Source organism: Akkermansia sp. 54_46 (assembly GCF_001917295.1).
In the GTDB taxonomy this organism is placed as follows: Bacteria; Verrucomicrobiota; Verrucomicrobiia; order Verrucomicrobiales; family Akkermansiaceae; genus Akkermansia; species Akkermansia muciniphila.
The window spans coordinates 38054-53452 of record NZ_MNUD01000025.1 but is presented as its reverse complement, the minus strand read 5'-3'; the positions used below and the strand labels follow the sequence as shown (position 1 = coordinate 53452).

The 15399-nt window shown below is 54.2% G+C and carries 13 protein-coding genes and 1 pseudogene; 5 read left to right on the top strand and 9 right to left on the bottom strand.

The genetic code is table 11. The features are described from left to right. Positions 1–382: 382 nt before the first annotated feature. The 3 genes from BHW66_RS04435 to BHW66_RS12780 all read right to left on the bottom strand — a co-directional run bounded on the left by BHW66_RS04435 (position 383) and on the right by BHW66_RS12780 (position 1385). Positions 383–766: a hypothetical protein gene (locus BHW66_RS04435; protein ID WP_128153385.1), complete on the bottom strand. Its 384-nt coding sequence runs from the start codon at positions 764–766 to the stop codon at positions 383–385. Continuing rightward, a complete protein-coding gene (locus tag BHW66_RS04430; protein WP_046435989.1) occupies positions 763–1071 on the bottom strand; it encodes a hypothetical protein in 309 nt (102 codons plus the stop codon). Before BHW66_RS04430 ends, BHW66_RS04435 begins: the two co-directional genes overlap by 4 nt. Positions 1072–1151: 80 nt before the next feature. Further along, on the bottom strand, positions 1152–1385 hold the full coding sequence (locus BHW66_RS12780) for a helix-turn-helix transcriptional regulator (protein WP_046435991.1): 234 nt from the start codon (positions 1383–1385) through the stop codon (positions 1152–1154). Between the two features lie 126 nt (positions 1386–1511). Here BHW66_RS12780 and BHW66_RS04425 point away from each other — a divergent pair, with 126 nt between their 5' ends. The 5 genes and pseudogenes from BHW66_RS04425 (at position 1512) to BHW66_RS04405 (ending at position 8657) form a co-directional block, all read left to right on the top strand. Continuing rightward, positions 1512–1955, top strand: coding sequence for a hypothetical protein (locus BHW66_RS04425; protein ID WP_128153384.1), 444 nt, complete (start codon positions 1512–1514; stop codon positions 1953–1955). A gap of 416 nt (positions 1956–2371) precedes the next feature. Beyond that, positions 2372–2797, top strand: coding sequence for a MarR family winged helix-turn-helix transcriptional regulator (locus BHW66_RS04420; RefSeq protein WP_065529489.1), 426 nt, complete (start codon positions 2372–2374; stop codon positions 2795–2797). Positions 2798–2875: 78 nt separating this feature from the next. Beyond that, positions 2876–4216: an efflux RND transporter periplasmic adaptor subunit gene (locus BHW66_RS04415; RefSeq protein WP_180975850.1), complete on the top strand. Its 1341-nt coding sequence runs from the start codon at positions 2876–2878 to the stop codon at positions 4214–4216. Positions 4217–4219: 3 nt separating this feature from the next. Continuing rightward, a pseudogene (locus BHW66_RS04410) lies at positions 4220–7396 on the top strand (efflux RND transporter permease subunit). Positions 7397–7520: 124 nt separating this feature from the next. Then, positions 7521–8657, top strand: a complete 1137-nt coding sequence (locus BHW66_RS04405) for a serine hydrolase domain-containing protein (RefSeq protein WP_102733920.1) — start codon at positions 7521–7523, stop codon at positions 8655–8657. A 203-nt stretch (positions 8658–8860) separates the two neighbouring features. Here the strand turns inward: BHW66_RS04405 and BHW66_RS04400 are convergent, their stop codons facing one another. From BHW66_RS04400 to BHW66_RS04375, 6 genes are all read right to left on the bottom strand, one after another. Continuing rightward, positions 8861–10234 (bottom strand): efflux transporter outer membrane subunit, encoded by a 1374-nt coding sequence (locus tag BHW66_RS04400; RefSeq protein WP_012419165.1) that lies wholly within the window; start codon positions 10232–10234, stop codon positions 8861–8863. A 21-nt stretch (positions 10235–10255) separates the two neighbouring features. Then, positions 10256–11620 carry an ABC transporter permease gene (locus tag BHW66_RS04395; RefSeq protein WP_012419164.1) on the bottom strand — a complete coding sequence of 455 codons (1365 nt, stop codon included), beginning with the start codon at positions 11618–11620 and terminating at the stop codon, positions 10256–10258. Continuing rightward, positions 11617–12321, bottom strand: coding sequence for an ABC transporter ATP-binding protein (locus BHW66_RS04390; protein ID WP_046436001.1), 705 nt, complete (start codon positions 12319–12321; stop codon positions 11617–11619). Before BHW66_RS04390 ends, BHW66_RS04395 begins: the two co-directional genes overlap by 4 nt. A 67-nt stretch (positions 12322–12388) precedes the next feature. Then, entirely contained in the window at positions 12389–13786 is a 1398-nt protein-coding gene (locus BHW66_RS04385) for an efflux RND transporter periplasmic adaptor subunit (RefSeq protein ID WP_102733918.1), read from the bottom strand. Between the two features lie 746 nt (positions 13787–14532). Next, positions 14533–14889 carry an NUDIX domain-containing protein gene (locus BHW66_RS04380; protein ID WP_102758782.1) on the bottom strand — a complete coding sequence of 119 codons (357 nt, stop codon included), beginning with the start codon at positions 14887–14889 and terminating at the stop codon, positions 14533–14535. After that, positions 14886–15395, bottom strand: a complete 510-nt coding sequence (locus BHW66_RS04375) for a metallophosphoesterase family protein (protein ID WP_012419159.1) — start codon at positions 15393–15395, stop codon at positions 14886–14888. Before BHW66_RS04375 ends, BHW66_RS04380 begins: the two co-directional genes overlap by 4 nt. Between the last annotated feature and the right edge of the window lie 4 nt (positions 15396–15399).

Below are 15399 nucleotides of genomic sequence, written 5' to 3'. Positions count from 1 at the left end.
CCTATAGGCATAATACCTCCAAGATTGAAGTAATGGAATGTATAGGAGATACGATTACCAAAATGGTTGGTAAGAGAATGATGTATTGTGAATTGGTGAAGTGACTTTTAAAAATAAAGGATAAGTAATTTTATGGAAAAAAGATTACATTATTATAACAAAGAAAGAGATCGATGGATTTCAGAAAATGGATTTTTTGTTACTGATCCAATATTAATTGAAATAGAACAAATGAGTTACAATCCATTATGGAAAATAAAATTCCTATTTTTTATCTCAAAATTATTAAATATAAAAATAATTATAGACAAAAAGGAAAAATGGAGACACAAAAGTATCATTTATGACACTGTAAATGGCAAATATATTAAAAAAGATGATATTAATCTAGACAATTTATCCCCGGTCCATCACTAATATCATTACCTTCGTCCATTCTCATAGAATGAACTACCATATTTGAGGAATCAATTTTTAATAAAATAAATGAATCTTCAAATTCAGAACGATATTTTTCAAAAAAATTTTTCACAGAATCAATTAGATCAGGAATTTCTTCAATACATTGTATTGATATTTCTCCTAAATCTGGTTCATCTTCGTGAATTATATATGTTGAAGTAGAAGAATTATTATCGGTTTCTAGCGGAAATTTTTTAGGAGCATAAGACGCTAATAGATCATCAAATTCTTTTCTCCGTTGTTGATAGGAATTAGAAGAACCATCTCTTGTTGTAATCCTAAATGTTATCAAATATGTGGTCATTTCTTCTGAGAGATAATTTGTTTTATAGCTTCTTTTATAATAGAATCATTCTCTTCTCCACTTTTCCCAAGAAGCCAAACCAATAGAGGAAGTGCAACATTGTTTTCTACAATAAACCATTTGGGATGACCGAACGCGCTTGGATAGCCAATACCATTGTATGCTTCATTCCATCTCATTCCGACACGTGAATTGCTTTCATCGTCGTCCCAATTCCCTATCGCTATAGAAAAATCTTTATTATTGTATAAGACTCTATGATTTGTGAAATCTCTAGGATGTACATTTTCTGGTTCCATTTGCATATAATTGAATAATTTTCTTGAGAAGTCAAGAGTCAACTTGTAGTCTTCTAAGAAATTTGGGGAAAACCAATTCCCAAAAGTTAAGACTCTAGTTCCTTGATCAAATCAAATATATTAATATTGAGCAATTTACAAAGAGATAACACTTCCAAAAAGGTCAAATACCGTTCTCCTGTCTCATATTTGGAAACGAATGACTGAGGAAGATTACACATCTCGGAAAGTTCTACTTGAGACAATCCCATTTTTTTACGCTTCATCCTAAGGAATAAACGCAATTTTTCTTCTTGGACATTGTCCCTCTTTCTGAGCATTTAAGCAGGATAACCTAGAAGCCAAAATAACCCGAATCGGGATATTTTTAGGTTTACAATCAGCTTATATCTCGTACTATGCGGATGAGTTCCCAAATCTGGGAATCCTCAAAACGAGATAGAACTATGAAGACATTATTACTTGGAACAGTCTTGGCATCCCTGGCTTTGCTTACCTCATGCAGCAATTCATCATCCAATGGAGATGGAAGCAATTCAGAAGCTCCATTGACACTGGAAGGAAAAACTCTTACGGGAGGCATGTATGTAGACTATCAAGAAGGTGATGGTTGGGAATTGGAGGCAAAGGATTTTGTTTTCAGTACTGGAACCGTTACGTTTGGCGCAGTCGAATATGATGCCAATGACCATGAGACAACCAGAACAATTACAGGAAGTTATGTTTTTGAAAAAACTGGAACTAATGTAGGAACCCTGCAAATTGAGTCAAATTGGGTAGGGTTTCATCTTAATTTGACGTTTAATGGTAGTAATGTTGCTGCTGAAGGAACGATGAAAGAGAATATGGGAAAGGAATTACCTGCAAAGGGTACATTTGATAAGAGGTAATTTATTTATTACAAATATATTATGAAAAACGCTGACTAGAATACCTAGTCAGCGTTTTTGTCTAAGTTATTCACCTTCAGATGATAAGGGGATGACGAAAATATTTTAAAATAATATGGTTAGTCAAGTATGTAGGTCCCTATTTTTTTTCTTTATCCCTGCGCGGAGCATTGGTTTCCTGTGGCTGGAAGGGGTATGTTTGCCGGGAAACGCCGGATGATGCGGAAAAGAAATGCGAAGGTATTCGGATTATTGATGATTTGTTTTTTCAATTTATTGATAAAGAACGGATTTGATTTATTTTTACTGGTGAGGTCAACGTGTTTTTCCCGCGCTCTGTCATTCTGATTCCGCTTGACTTGCATCCGGATAAAGAGTACCTATCGGTACATTTTTGAAGCATGCTTCATTGTTTTATGGCCGACCCTTTTACGATTTCGTTTTTGATGAAAATGATTACGGACCGCGTGGATATGATGCTTACGCGCGGCTTGACTCTGGAGCGTGTTACGGCCTCCCAGGGCCGGGTGCTGGCTTACCTGATGTCCCGTGACGGAGAAAACGTCTCCCAGAGGGACATAGAGCGGCATTTGGGTGTCTCCCATACCACGGCCAAGGGAATTGTCCAGAGGCTGGAACAGAAGGGCTGGGTAACCACGGCTTTTGACAGTGAAGACGGACGGCTGAAGAATGTGTACCTGACGGATATGAGCCGGGGCGTTCATGAGGCCATCTGTCAGCAGATAGGAGTGATTGAAAATACGCTGCTGGACGGGGTGCCGGAGGAAAGCCGCAGCATGCTGAGGGATCTGCTCCGGCGCATGTACGACAATCTCAAATAATAAAAGCCCGTGCTTTTTTCCGGGGAACGGGTTTGGAAAAATATGAAGCATGCTTCAATAATATTGTTAACCAACAACATGAAAGCACACTATATACTGATAGCGGTCCTGTGCGGGCTGGCAGGGTGCCGGGAAGACAACGGCGCCGCGGATGCTGCAAACCGGAGGGAAATGCCTCCGCTCAAGGTTTCCGTGATGAATATGGAGCAGAGAACGGTGGAGTTGAAATCTTCCTGGTTCGGCCATTTGCGCGGGGTGGAGCAGGCGGACATCAGGCCGCAAGTTTCCGGAACGCTGATACGCCAGGTTTACTGGGACGGCTCCATTTGCGACAAGGGAGAACTGCTTTTTGAAATTGACCCGGCTACCTATCAGGCCGCCGTGGACAGGGAGGCGGCCAACCTGGCTACGGCTCGTGCCGTCAAACTTCAGGCGGAAGCTTCTCTGGACAGGGTGCAGAAGGATTTGGACCGCTATGACAAACTGATCAGGACGGGGGCTATTTCCGTCAAGAACCTGACGGACGCGCAACAGAACCTTAAGGAGATGCAGGCCGCTCTGGAACAGGCGGAAGCGGGCATCAAGCAGGCGGAAGCCTCCCTGGAAAACGCCCGGATCAATCTTGACCGCACCAAAGTACGCGCGCCGTTCCGGGGACTGGCTTCCAAGGCGACGGCCAGCGTGGGGGAACTGATTTCCGCCAGCGGCTCGCCGCTCACTACCATGTCTTCCATCGACCCCATCCGGGTGGATTTTTCCGTGACGGGAAAACAGGTTCTCAGCCGCCTGATGGATGGAACCGTGAATGTGAAAACCGGGCGCATGGGAGACATGCCGGATTTTGAATTGATTCTGGAAGACGGCTCCGTCTTTGAAAAGAAGGGGAAGGTGGTTTCCGTGGACAGCGAGGTGAGCCGTTCGACGGGCACCGTCAATTTCATCGGCCATATTCCCAATCCGGATCTGAAACTGCGTTCCGGAATGGCGGTGCGCGTGCGCGCCGTGACGGGTACGGAGAAGGATGCCTTGCTGGTTCCCGCCCGCGCCCTGCTTTCTTCCATGAACCACCGCAACATCATGGTGGTGGCTCCGGACGGGATGCCGCGCCGCATTGACGTGCAGCCGGGGGAAACCGTAGTTCTTGACATGCCTGACGGCAAGGGCGGAACGGCCCCCATGCTGATGCAGATAGTAACGGGAACGGTCAAGCCCATTCCGGAATCTCTGAAGGAAATAGGATACGGAAAGCCGGCGGATGCTCCCGTCATCGTGGAAGGCGGAATGATGGCCGCCCAGTATTCCAAGGCGAACAGCCTGATGCGGGAACATGGAGCCACGGAAGGGTTCGGGACGGTTGTCCCCGTTCCCTTCATCTATACCGCCCCTGTTTCCACCACTCCTTCCGTAACTGCCAAATAAGCCATGAGTGCGTTTTTCATCAAGCATCCCGCAATCGCAGCCGTGATTGCCATTGTGACCACGCTGCTGGGGCTGGTCTGCATGTTCAACCTGCCTATTTCCCAGTATCCGGAAATCACGCCGCGCACCATCCAGCTTCAGGCCATGTTTCCTGGGGCCAGCGCGCAGGCGGTGGCGGATTCCGTGGGCACTCCCCTGGAACGCCAGATTTCCGGCGTGCAGGGCATGGACTACATGACGTCCGTTTCCTCCAACAACGGCGTGTATAACCTTTCCGTCATTTTTGAACCGGGTTCCGATACGGATATTGACCAGGTGCTGACCAATATGCGCTATGGGCAGGCCTCCTCCCAGCTTCCGCAGGAAGTTCAGAGCACGGGCGTGACCATCAAGCAGCAGCCGGGGCTTCCGCTGATGATTTATTCCCTGACATCCCCGGACGGCAGTTATAATTCCGTGGATTTGGCGAACTATGCCCAGGTGAAGCTGGTGGATGAACTTAAGCGCGTGGAGGGCGTGGGGGAAGTTCAGGTGTACGGCGCGGGGCGTTATGCCATCCGCATCTGGCTGGATACGTCCAAAATGACCCATTACGGCGTTTCCGTCAATGAAGTGCGGGGCGCCATCTCCGCCCAGAACACCACCAACCCCGGCGGCAAGATCGGGGCGGACCCCGTGCCGGACGGCCAGGAGCAGACCATTACCGTGCGCACTCAGGGGCGTCTTTCGGAGCCCCATGAATTTGAAGACATCATCATTCGCCAGAATGGGGATGAAATCCTGTACCTGAAAGATATTGCCAAGGTGGAACTGGGAGCTGAAGACTATTCCGCCACCGGCCGCCTGAACGGAGAAGTTTCTGCAGCTATCGTTATCTTCCAGTCTCCGGGTTCCAACGCCATCGCTACGGCGGACCGCGTGGAAAAACTGCTGGAAGCCAAGGCTCCGCTGATGCCGGAAGGAATTACCGGGCGCGTTTCCCTGGATACGACTACGGCGGTGCGCTATTCCATTGATGAAATCAAGCACACGTTCATGGAAGCCGTCATCCTGGTGGCCCTGGTCGTGTATGTTTTCCTTCAAAACTGGCGCGCCACCCTCATTCCACTCATCGCCGTTCCGGTTTCCCTTATTTCCACGTTCTGCCTCTTTCCCGTCCTGGGGTTTTCTCTGAACACCATTTCCCTTCTTGGCATGGTGCTGGCCATCGGCCTGGTTGTGGATGACGCCATTGTGGTGGTGGAAGCCGTGCAGGAGCACATAGACAAGGGGCTCAATCCGCGCATGGCTTCCTTCGCCGCCATGCAGGAGGTATCCGGCCCCGTCATCGCCATTGCCCTGGTACTGGCGGCGGTGTTCCTGCCTTCCCTGCTGCTGGAGGGCATCACGGGAACGCTGTTCAAGCAGTTCGCCGTGACCATCGCCATTTCCATGCTCATTTCCGCCTTTAATGCGCTGACGCTTTCCCCTGCCTTGTGCGCCCTGTTGCTGAAACCCCGGAATGCGGGCAGGAAGAGCCTCTTTTCCCCATTTCACCGTTTGTTCAACTGGTGTTACGGACGTGTCTCCAACGGCTATACCCGCATGTGCGGAAGCCTGGCCCGCAAGCTGGCGATTTCCATCCCCCTCCTGTTGTTATTCTGGGGGGCGGTAGCTCCTGTGGCGGAGCGCGTTCCCGGCGGCTTTCTTCCGGATGAAGACCAGGGCTTTCTGCTGGCCTGCCTGATCCTGAAGCCGAATACCTCCCTGCAGGTTGCCTATGAACAGGACAAAAAATTTGAGGCGGTCCTCCAGGATCCCGCCGTGAAGAACCTTACTACCGTGGTGGGGCTCAACATCCTCAACAGCGTGCAGACTCCCGGCGCCTGCATTGCCTACATTGAGCTCAAGGACTGGAGCGAACGGCCGGAAACCTCCGCGGAGCTGGCCGGAAAGCTTCAGGGAAAGCTGGCCCAGGCCGGCCTGGACGGCATGGCGATGGTGCTGGAACCTCCCGCCATCCCCGGCGTGGGAACCGCCAACGGGGTTACGATGGTACTGGAGGATCTGGAAGGGCAGGGCGTAGCTTATCTGCATGAACAGGTGCAACGGTTCCAGGAAGCGGCTTCCCGGCGTCCGGAAATAGCCTTGTGCATAGACATGATGATGGCGGACATGCCGCAGAAGTACGTGAACCTGGACAAGGAAAAATGCAAATTCCACAAGGTGGATATTGACGTGGCCAACGGCATTTTGGCCTCCTACAACGGTTCCTCCTTCATCAATTACTTCAATGCCTTCGGCCAGCAGTGGCAGGTGTATATCCAGGCGCAGGGCGAAGACCGCGCCAGCCTGGAGAAGATGGACGGCTTCTTTGTCACGAACGCGGACGGAGCCCGCGTGCCTCTCTCCGCCCTGGTGAACATCAGAGAGATAGAGGATACGGAATTCGTGATGCACCATAACATCTACAACGCCGCCAAATTGAACGTGATGCCCCGGCCCGGCCACTCCACCCAGCAGGTGATGGATGCGCTGAAGGAAGTGTTCCATCAGACGATGGATCCCACGAAGGTTGGCTTCGACTACCAGGACATGAGTTTCCAGGAAAATAAAGTGCGCAACAGTATTGGGCTGGGGGCCATCTTCACCATGTCCGCCGTTTTCGCCTTCCTTATCCTGGTGGCGCTTTATGAGAAATGGTCTCTTCCCCTGGCGGTTTTCCTCACGGTTCCCATTGCCGTGCTGGGGGCCTATGCCGGGTTGTTCTGGCAGGGCATGGAGCTGACGCTCTAAGCGCAGATCGGTCTGGTGATGCTGGTGGGTCTGGCGGCCAAGAACGCCATCCTCATCGTGGAATTCGCCAATCTGGAGATGCAGCGCGGCAAGGGCCTGATGGAGGCTACGCTGGCTGCCGCGCGTCTGCGCCTGCGTCCCATTCTGATGACTTCTCTGGCATTCGTTCTGGGATGCATCCCCCTGATGCTTTCCTCCGGTTCCGGGGCTCTGGCGCGCAACGCTATCGGTACGGTTGTGGTGATTGGCATGGGGGTGGCTACACTGGTGGGCGCTTTTCTGATTCCATGTTCTTATGTGTTCATCATGAGATTATTCCGTATTAAATTCTCCCTGAATGATCTGAAGGAGGATCCGGATGAAGTGGGAGCCAGGAAATACCTGGCCGCCCATACGAAAGACTGATGTTTTACAGATTGTCCTGTTCCGGCGCTGACCATCCAGGGCAGCGCCGGAGCTTGCTTTCGGAGCCGGAGGGGAGTATTTTCCTGTCCGGACGCCGGGAGTAACGCCGGGTCATTTTAAGGGAATGAATGAGTACCGGCAGATAACTGAAGCTTTTCAGGAAAACTTCCGTAACTACGGAGAATTGGGCGCTTCCGTTTCTGTCTGGAAGGAGGGAAGGGAAATCGTTTCCCTGCATTCCGGGTTTGCCGCAGCGGATAAAACGCGTCCATGGACGGAACATTCGCTGGTGCCCGTTTACTCCGCCACCAAGGGAGCCGCATCCGCCGCCCTTCTGCTGGCCCTGCACCAGCAGGGAGCCTCGCCGCAGATGAGCATGGGGGAACTGTGGCCTGAATTCCCGCTGCCCTATGCATCCATCGCGCAGATGATGTCCCATCAATGCGGTTTGGCAGCTTTCTCCCGGACGGCAAGCGTGTTTGACCATGAGGATTGCGTGCGCGCCCTGGAGGAAACCGTTCCGGCGTGGCAGCCGCCGGAACACGGCTACCATCCGCATACTTACGGAGTGATGCTTGATGAACTCATGCTGCGGCTGACCGGGGAACGCCTGTGGCGCTACTGGGAGGAATACATCCGCAAACCGTTGAATCTGGATTTTTACATCGGGTTGCCGGAATCCGAATGGAACCGCGTGGCGACGCTGTATCCCGGCAAGATGGACATGTCCAACATGGGTACGCCGTTTTATCTGGAATACATGAACAAGGGCACGCCCGTAAACCGTGCGTTCAATACTCTGATAGGGCTGAACAGTGTGCGGCAGATGAACACGCCGGAAGCGTGGGTGTCCGGAGTTCCGGCCTTTGGCGGCGTGGCTTCCGCCCGCGGCATGGCGCAGTTCTACCAGGCCTGCCTAGGGCTGGATGAACTCCGGGTATTCCCGTCCGACGTGCGCGGCTGGATGCGGAACGTCGTCATTGACGGGCCGGACCTGACGCTGAAAACGCCCACCGCCTTTTCCTGCGGCTTCATGCACGATCCCGCAGACCCCGCCACGGGCCGCAAGCTGCGCCATCTGTTCGGCTCCGGCGGCTTCGGTCATGCCGGGGCGGGCGGTTCCCATGCCTTTGCGGATCCAGCCCACGGCCTTTCCTTCGGCTACGCGATGAACCGCATGGACTTGAACGTGCTGCCCGGCGTGAAGACCCGAAACCTTATCAGCGCAGTCATGAAAGAAGTGGCTGGAGAGTGTTCTTAACCTGAGACCTGGCTATCTGTTCAATCCCATCGGAAGTTTCCGGATAGTTTATTCGTTCCTATTCTTGCGGCCTTTTTTAATCTGAACGTGGGGGGTACAAAGAATGATTCTTCAGTCATTCCCTTGCTGCCCTGTCCCCTGTTGAAAAATCAGGGTTCCGTTTGCCGGGGATGCTGAACCCGGCCTTTGGAGTCAGCTGCTGGTTACCACCCTCCGCCCAGGGCGCGCGCGAGCTGCACCACGGCCTTGCGGATGTTCTGCTTCATGGTGACCAGGGATTCCTCCGAGCTGAGCCAGGAACGCTGGGCGGTGATCACGTTCAGGAAGTCCGTCTCGCCGTTGATGTACAGGGTGCGGGAGAGCTGGAACGCTTCTCTGTTGGCGTTGTTTTCCTTGTGCAGGTATTGCATCTGGGAGGTATAGCTGCCATAGGCGATCAGGGCGTCCTCCACCTCGGAGACGGCGGTAATGAGCGTTTTGCGGTAAGTTTCCGCAGCTTGTTCCGCTGCGGCTTTCTGGGCGCGTACCGTGGCTCTCAGGGCTCCGCCCCGGAACAGGGGCTGGAGCAGGTTCCCTCCCAGGGACCACGCGTTGTTGTTTTCCCTGAAGAGCTGGCCGAAATCTCCGCCGCGGCTGGAAAGGGAGCCCGTCAGGCTGAAGCGCGGGTACAGATCCGCTACGGCTACGCCCACGTTGGCCACGGCCGCGTGCAGGTCCGCCTCAGCGGCGATAACGTCGGGCCTGCGCCGCAGGAGTTCGGAGGGGAGGCCTACCGGAACGGTGGGCGTTTTCTCAAAGACGGAAGCTTTGGGCAGCGTCAGTTCTACACGGGAATTGTATGTTCCCAGCAGCACGGCGAGCTGGTTTTTAGAGGAGGCCACCTGTGCTTCCAGTTGCGGGATGCGGCTTTCCGTGGAGGCGACGGTGGAGGTGGCCTGCTCCACATCCAGACGGGGGGCGAATTCCGTTTTGTAGCGTTTTTCCGCAATGGTGAGGGTGCTGCGTTGGATTTCCAGTTGTTCCCTGGCGATGCGGAGCTGTTCGCAGGCGGTAATCCAGTCAAAGTAGGCCGTAGCGACGTCCGCCAGCAGGGCTGTGCGCACGGCTCCTGCGGAAGCTTCCGTGGACATGAGGGAGGCGCGGGAGGCCTCGATGGAACGCCGGTTGCCGCCAAAGAGGTCCAGCTCCCAGGAGGTGGACGCTCCCAGGGAGAAGTTCTGGGAAGTGGAGCTGCGAAAACCTCTGTCCGGGGACAGGCTCCACCCGGCGCTGGCGTCTGCGGAGGGAAGCAGGGATGCCTGGGAGACGCGGAGTTTTTCCCTGGCCTCCCGGATGCGGAGCAAAGCCACCTTCATGTCCGGATTGTTGTTGAGGGAGGTGGAGACCAGGCGGTTGAGTTGGGGGTCTCCAAAGATATTCCACCAGGAACGCAAATCTTTGTCCGAACTGTGGGGGGGCCTGTTCGCCTCCCACGTGGCGGGGAGGTCATTGGTCGGCGTCCGGAAATCCGGGCCTACCATGCAGGAGCCAAGGAAACAGGCGGCCAGAAGGGGGAGATGTTTGAACGTGGATGACATGGAAAAATAAAAAGTAAGGTGTTATTCGTGGCGAAGGGCATCAATGGGGTCCATCTTGGACGCCTTCCAGGAGGGGTACCATCCGAAGGCCAGGCCGATGAATACGGAGACGCCTACAGCCAGAGCCATGGCTTCCGGGGAGGAGGCTGTGGCCCAGTTCATGGTGCGGCTGACGATGATGGAGATCGCCTTGCCGAGCATGATGCCCAGCGCGCCGCCCACCACGCAGAGCAGCACCGCTTCCAGCAGGAACTGGCGCATAATATCCTGCGGACGGGCGCCCACCGCCATGCGCAGGCCAATTTCCTTGGTTCGTTCCGTGACGGAAACGAGCATGATATTCATGATGCCGACGCCGCCGACGACCAGAGAGATCATGGCCACGATCATCAGCAGATTGGTCATCACTTCCGTGGTGCTGCTCATGGCACGGGACATTTCCGCCATGTCCCATACCCGGAAATCGTCCAGCTGGCCGTCCTTGAGGTTGTGTTTGGCGCGGATCACTTCCGTAATCTGGTCAATGGCCTCGGAGGAGCGTTCCGGGTCTGAAATCTGAGCCATGATGGAATCAATATTGTTGAAGCGCCGCGGATGGGGAGCGTCCGTATAGGGCTGGTCCGTAGTTTCCGTGTAGTAATCCACGGAACTGGCAGTGTATTTATCTGCCCGGTTGAAGGTGGTGGTGCTGTTGCCGGTGGAAGTGGTGGTGGAACCGCCGCCCAGGCCCTGGAGGCGGTAGCGGATGCTTGTCCATGGGAGGATGATGGAGTCGTCCTGGTCGCGTCCCATCATGTTGGCCCCTTTTTTCTGAAGGATGCCGATGACTTTGAACATGACATTCTTGATGCGGATATCCTTGCCCAGCGGGTCTTCGTCCCCGAAAAGTTCCTTGGCCACCGTCTGGCCGATGACGCACACGCGCCTGGCCTGTTCCACATCTTCCTCGGAGAAGGGCTGGCCTCGCGCCATGTCATACCAGCTTTTGATTTTCAGGTATTCCACGGAACCTCCCTCTACAGTTTCCGGGCTCCAGTTCTTGTTGCCGTAAATGACCTGGCCGCTGGCGCGCACCACGGGGGTAGCCCGCAGAACCATGGGGCAGTCTTTCGCAATGGCTTCGCAGTCCGCGTTGGTCAGGGAGGCCCGTCCGCCCGCGCCGGTATTGACGCCGCTTTTGGAGATGGCTCCAGGGCGGATATTCAGCGTGTCCGCCCCCATGGAAGCGATGGTATTTTTAATCTGGAGCGTAGATCCCTGGCCGATTTCCACCATGGCGATTACTGCGGCAATGCCGATGATGATGCCCAGGATGGTGAGGGCTGCGCGCATGGGATTACGCACCAGGGCCCTGATGCAGGTTTTAAGGAGAGGAAGGAATTTCATACGTCGTCCTTGCTAAGCATATCGGAAATCCCTTCGCAGATAAGACCGTCCGCCATGTTGATGGCCCTGTCCGTGAAGGCGGCTATTTTGGGGTCGTGCGTCACCAGGATGACTGTGATTCCCTGTTGGCGGTTCAGGTCCTTGAACATGTGCAGCACTTCCTTGGAGGTAGTGGAGTCCAGGTTTCCCGTTGGTTCGTCCGCCAGCAGGATGCTGGGGTTGTTGATGAGGGAACGGGCAATGGCTACGCGCTGCTGCTGTCCGCCGGAAAGCTGGGCCGGGGTGTGGTCCATGCGGTCGGAAAGGCCTACCAAATTCAGCAATTCCACGGAACGTTCGCGCATGGCTTTCATGCTGAGGGCAGGGTGGGCATATACGGCAGGCATCATCACGTTTTCCAGGGCTGTGGTACGGGAGAGCAGGTTAAAGTTCTGGAAGACGAATCCGATGCGCTTGTTCCGGAGAGTGGCTCGTTCTGCGGCGTTGAATTTGGCAACATCTTCCCCGGCAATATAGTAATGGCCTGAGGTAGGGCGGTCCAGACAGCCCAGGATATTCATCAGGGTGGATTTTCCTGAACCGGAAGCTCCTGTGAGGGAGACGAATTCCCCCCCGTTGATATCCAGGGTGATGCCCTTGAGCACTTGAAGGTCTATTTCTCCCAAGTGGTACACCTTGGTTATGTCACGTAAGCGGATCACGTTTGTTGGAATGCTTGATGCGGTGAAAAAGAGTAATTAAGAGGTCGAATGATGGCGGTTCCCCGGGTCAGGGAGGCGGGGGAGGGCCGTCATTTCCAGCCGAGGCTGGCGTTTTTGTATTGCCTGTGCTAGGCTTGCGGCGTGGGGGCATTTTGGGCGCGAACGGGTTTTCCCCGCCGGCGGAGGCGGAAGAACCGTCCCCCGAACTGTCGGAGCGGTTCAGTATCTGGGCCGTAGAGACGATTTCCATTCCTTCCCGGAGCGTTTCTCCCGCAATGGCTGTCAGCATGCCGTTGCTTTCCCCTTTGGTGACCAGGTGGGGATAAAGAAGATTGTCCCGCAATTCCCAGACCACGGCTTTTTTCTTTTGTCCGTCCCGGACGGGGGCGGCCAGCTCCGGCTGCATCCGGTCAAAGGCCGCTTTTTGTTCAGCGCTGACCAGTTCTGTTTCCGGGCGGAAGCGGAGGGCCGCATTGGAAACGAGGAAGGCGTTTCGTATGTCCTCTACCACGAATTGGACATTTGCCGTCAGATAGGGGATAAGAAGCTTGTCCGGATTGGGTACATCAATGTCCACGATGTAAGTGACCACATTGGACGTCATGGTTGCGTCCAGCCGTATCTTGTCCACCGTTCCCTTGAATTTGCGGCCGGCGAAAGCGTCCACGGTGAACAGCACCTCCTGCCCCTTGCGGATGCTGCCGATGTCCGCCTCGTTCACAGCGGCCCAAATTTTCAGCTTGGAAAGGTCTGTGGCGATGTAAAACAGGCTGGAGGCGCTCATGCTGGAAACCACTGTTTGGCCTATGTTGACCAGGCGTTTGACCACGACGCCGTCCACGGGGGACTTGATGGTAGTGTATTCCAGATTGCGCATTTCCTTTTTCAGCGCGGCTTCCGCCTGTTTCAGGGATGCTTCCGCTTCCTGCAGGGAGGCTTCCGCCACGGCTACGTTGGCGCGGGCGGTTTCTTCATCCGCAATATACTGGTCGTAGCTGGATTTGGACAGGGCATCCCCCGGCCCCAGCTTTTCCGCGCGTTCCCGGTCCAGTCTGGCCTGCTGGTGCTTGGCTTTGGCCTGCTGGATGTCCGCCTTGGAGCGGGCGATTCCGGCAATGGCCTGCGCTTTGGAGGCTTCCGCCCTCTGAACGTCCAGTTGCACGGGAAGCTTGTCGATTTCCGCGAGCATCTGACCGGCTTTTACAGGGCTGGAATAATCCACTACCTTGCCGTTCATGTCCTTGCCGAACTCCATGATGATTCCGCTGACCTGGGCGCCTACATCTACCAGTTCATCAGGCTCCGTGACGCCGGTTGCTTCGATGGTGATCATCAGGTCTCCTTTTTCAAGAGGTTCTGTCTGGTAGTCCACCTGGATGGCTTCATTTCCTTTCCACTGTTCCCAGGCAAACCAGATGCCTCCGAGAACGGCAATGACGATGATGAGTTTGATGAATCCCTTCACGACTATATTATACTTCGCAATAATGAAAAAGTTGCACGGATGTTAAAAACTTTTCCGCAACGGAGCGTGATCCTATCATGATTTCCGGAAATGTCTAAGGGATTATTATGTTTATTAACAGTTGCTGTTTATTAACTAATAATATTTCCTTTCTTCCTTTTCGCCCAGTGACGGAAGGAGCGGGAATGGAGGGCCACGAAATATCTGAAGGTGCTCCCATTCGATCTTTTGGGGAATTGGCTTCTCCGTGTTTGTAAGTGATGCGGGGGTGGGAAGAACAGGGAAAGGCGGTGAATCCCGACAGGAGTAATGTTGCCCAAGAGGGGAATCCCGGCTTACCTGCGGGCTCAAGGAGGGGAGAAACGTTGAAAGAACGAGCTTTCTGGATTCAGGTGATGGAAAAAAGACACCGCTGCACCGTCTCTGGCTGTGAGCCACGTTCCCGTGCCTCAATAGAGCGGGGACTTCCGCCGCTGTTTTGACTTTTCCGGTATAGGACGTAGTCAGCCCTGCGTCGGGGCTGCCCCCATTAGGTTGTAATATCGGTCCGGGCCACTTTGCCAGGCGATGACGAGTGCAGCAGCCACCACCTTATATACCTCATGGTAGGGAATGTTCCAAGGTGTTTTTGCAATCTTTTCAGACATGGAGGGAACTTTCCCGTGGAGCGATTGATTTTGAAAGGGATGCTGCTTTCAGCGGTGTTCTTCCAGCCATTCCTTTAACACAAGGCGGTCCGCAGGTGCTCAGGGCAGTTCTTCCAGCGTACGGCGGGAGAAGAACCCCAGGTTTTCATGTTCCAGAGGCCGGGGCAGGGCGCAAAGTTCCAGACGGCACAGAAAGGGGATAAGGCGGATAATGCGTTCAGGCTCCCGGTGCCGTACGGGGGTGAGCATGCGGACGGGGAAGACGGTGCATCCCAGCTCTTCCCGTATTTCCCGTATGACGGCGTGCCGGGCATTCTCCCCTGGTTCCACTTTTCCGCCGGGGAATTCGTAAAGAAGCCCGTTGGACTGCCCCGTTTTCTTTTTGGCGCCCAGAAGAAGAGGGCCCCGTGCGGCGGGCAGTTCAATCAGGGCACAGCAGACGTCCAGCGTGTTCATGGGGCGTAAAAGTCCAGGTTATGCAGGTTGATGATGCGGGTGTCCGTATCCAGGACGCCGAAACCGATGCGTCCGGTCCTGCCCTGGAGTTCTCCGGGATTGGCCAGCAGGCAGCCGCCGCATCTTTCGCTGACGGCCTGGTGGGTATGGCCGTACAGGGCGGCGTCTGCGTTTCCGCTGCGCGCTTCCCGCAAGGCGTATTTTGGGTAATGGGAGAGGGAAAGTTTCATGCCGTACCGGGTGATAAGGGCATGTTCCGGATGCAGGCGCGCCGCTGGGGAACTGGCGGCCATCCGCCGCATGGTTTCCACATCATAGTCATTGTTGCCCGGAACGGCATCCAGAGGAAAGTCCTCCGTCAGTTCAATCAGGCGCCGGAAACTCTCCGGCGTGGTGCAGTCGCCCAGGAAGATGAAATGTCCGCAACCCAGCAGGCGCATCCGGTGCATGGCTGGCTCCAGATGGTCTGTGCGGTTGTGCAAGTCGGAAAAAATGCCTATCTTCATCTTT

Excerpts from the sequence above, each read along its gene's own strand:
- BHW66_RS04395 (WP_012419164.1), bottom strand. The coding sequence starts at position 11,620 with ATGAAATTCCTTCCTCTCCTTAAAACCTGCATCAGGGCCCTGGTGCGT.
- BHW66_RS04400 (WP_012419165.1), bottom strand. The coding sequence starts at position 10,234 with ATGTCATCCACGTTCAAACATCTCCCCCTTCTGGCCGCCTGTTTCCTT.
- BHW66_RS04425 (WP_128153384.1), top strand. The coding sequence starts at position 1,512 with ATGAAGACATTATTACTTGGAACAGTCTTGGCATCCCTGGCTTTGCTT.
- BHW66_RS04380 (WP_102758782.1), bottom strand. The coding sequence starts at position 14,889 with ATGAACACGCTGGACGTCTGCTGTGCCCTGATTGAACTGCCCGCCGCA.
- BHW66_RS04420 (WP_065529489.1), top strand. The coding sequence starts at position 2,372 with ATGGCCGACCCTTTTACGATTTCGTTTTTGATGAAAATGATTACGGAC.
- BHW66_RS12780 (WP_046435991.1), bottom strand. The coding sequence starts at position 1,385 with ATGCTCAGAAAGAGGGACAATGTCCAAGAAGAAAAATTGCGTTTATTC.
- BHW66_RS04415 (WP_180975850.1), top strand. The coding sequence starts at position 2,876 with ATGAAAGCACACTATATACTGATAGCGGTCCTGTGCGGGCTGGCAGGG.
- BHW66_RS04435 (WP_128153385.1), bottom strand. The coding sequence starts at position 766 with ATGACCACATATTTGATAACATTTAGGATTACAACAAGAGATGGTTCT.
- BHW66_RS04430 (WP_046435989.1), bottom strand. The coding sequence starts at position 1,071 with ATGCAAATGGAACCAGAAAATGTACATCCTAGAGATTTCACAAATCAT.
- BHW66_RS04405 (WP_102733920.1), top strand. The coding sequence starts at position 7,521 with ATGAATGAGTACCGGCAGATAACTGAAGCTTTTCAGGAAAACTTCCGT.
- BHW66_RS04375 (WP_012419159.1), bottom strand. The coding sequence starts at position 15,395 with ATGAAGATAGGCATTTTTTCCGACTTGCACAACCGCACAGACCATCTG.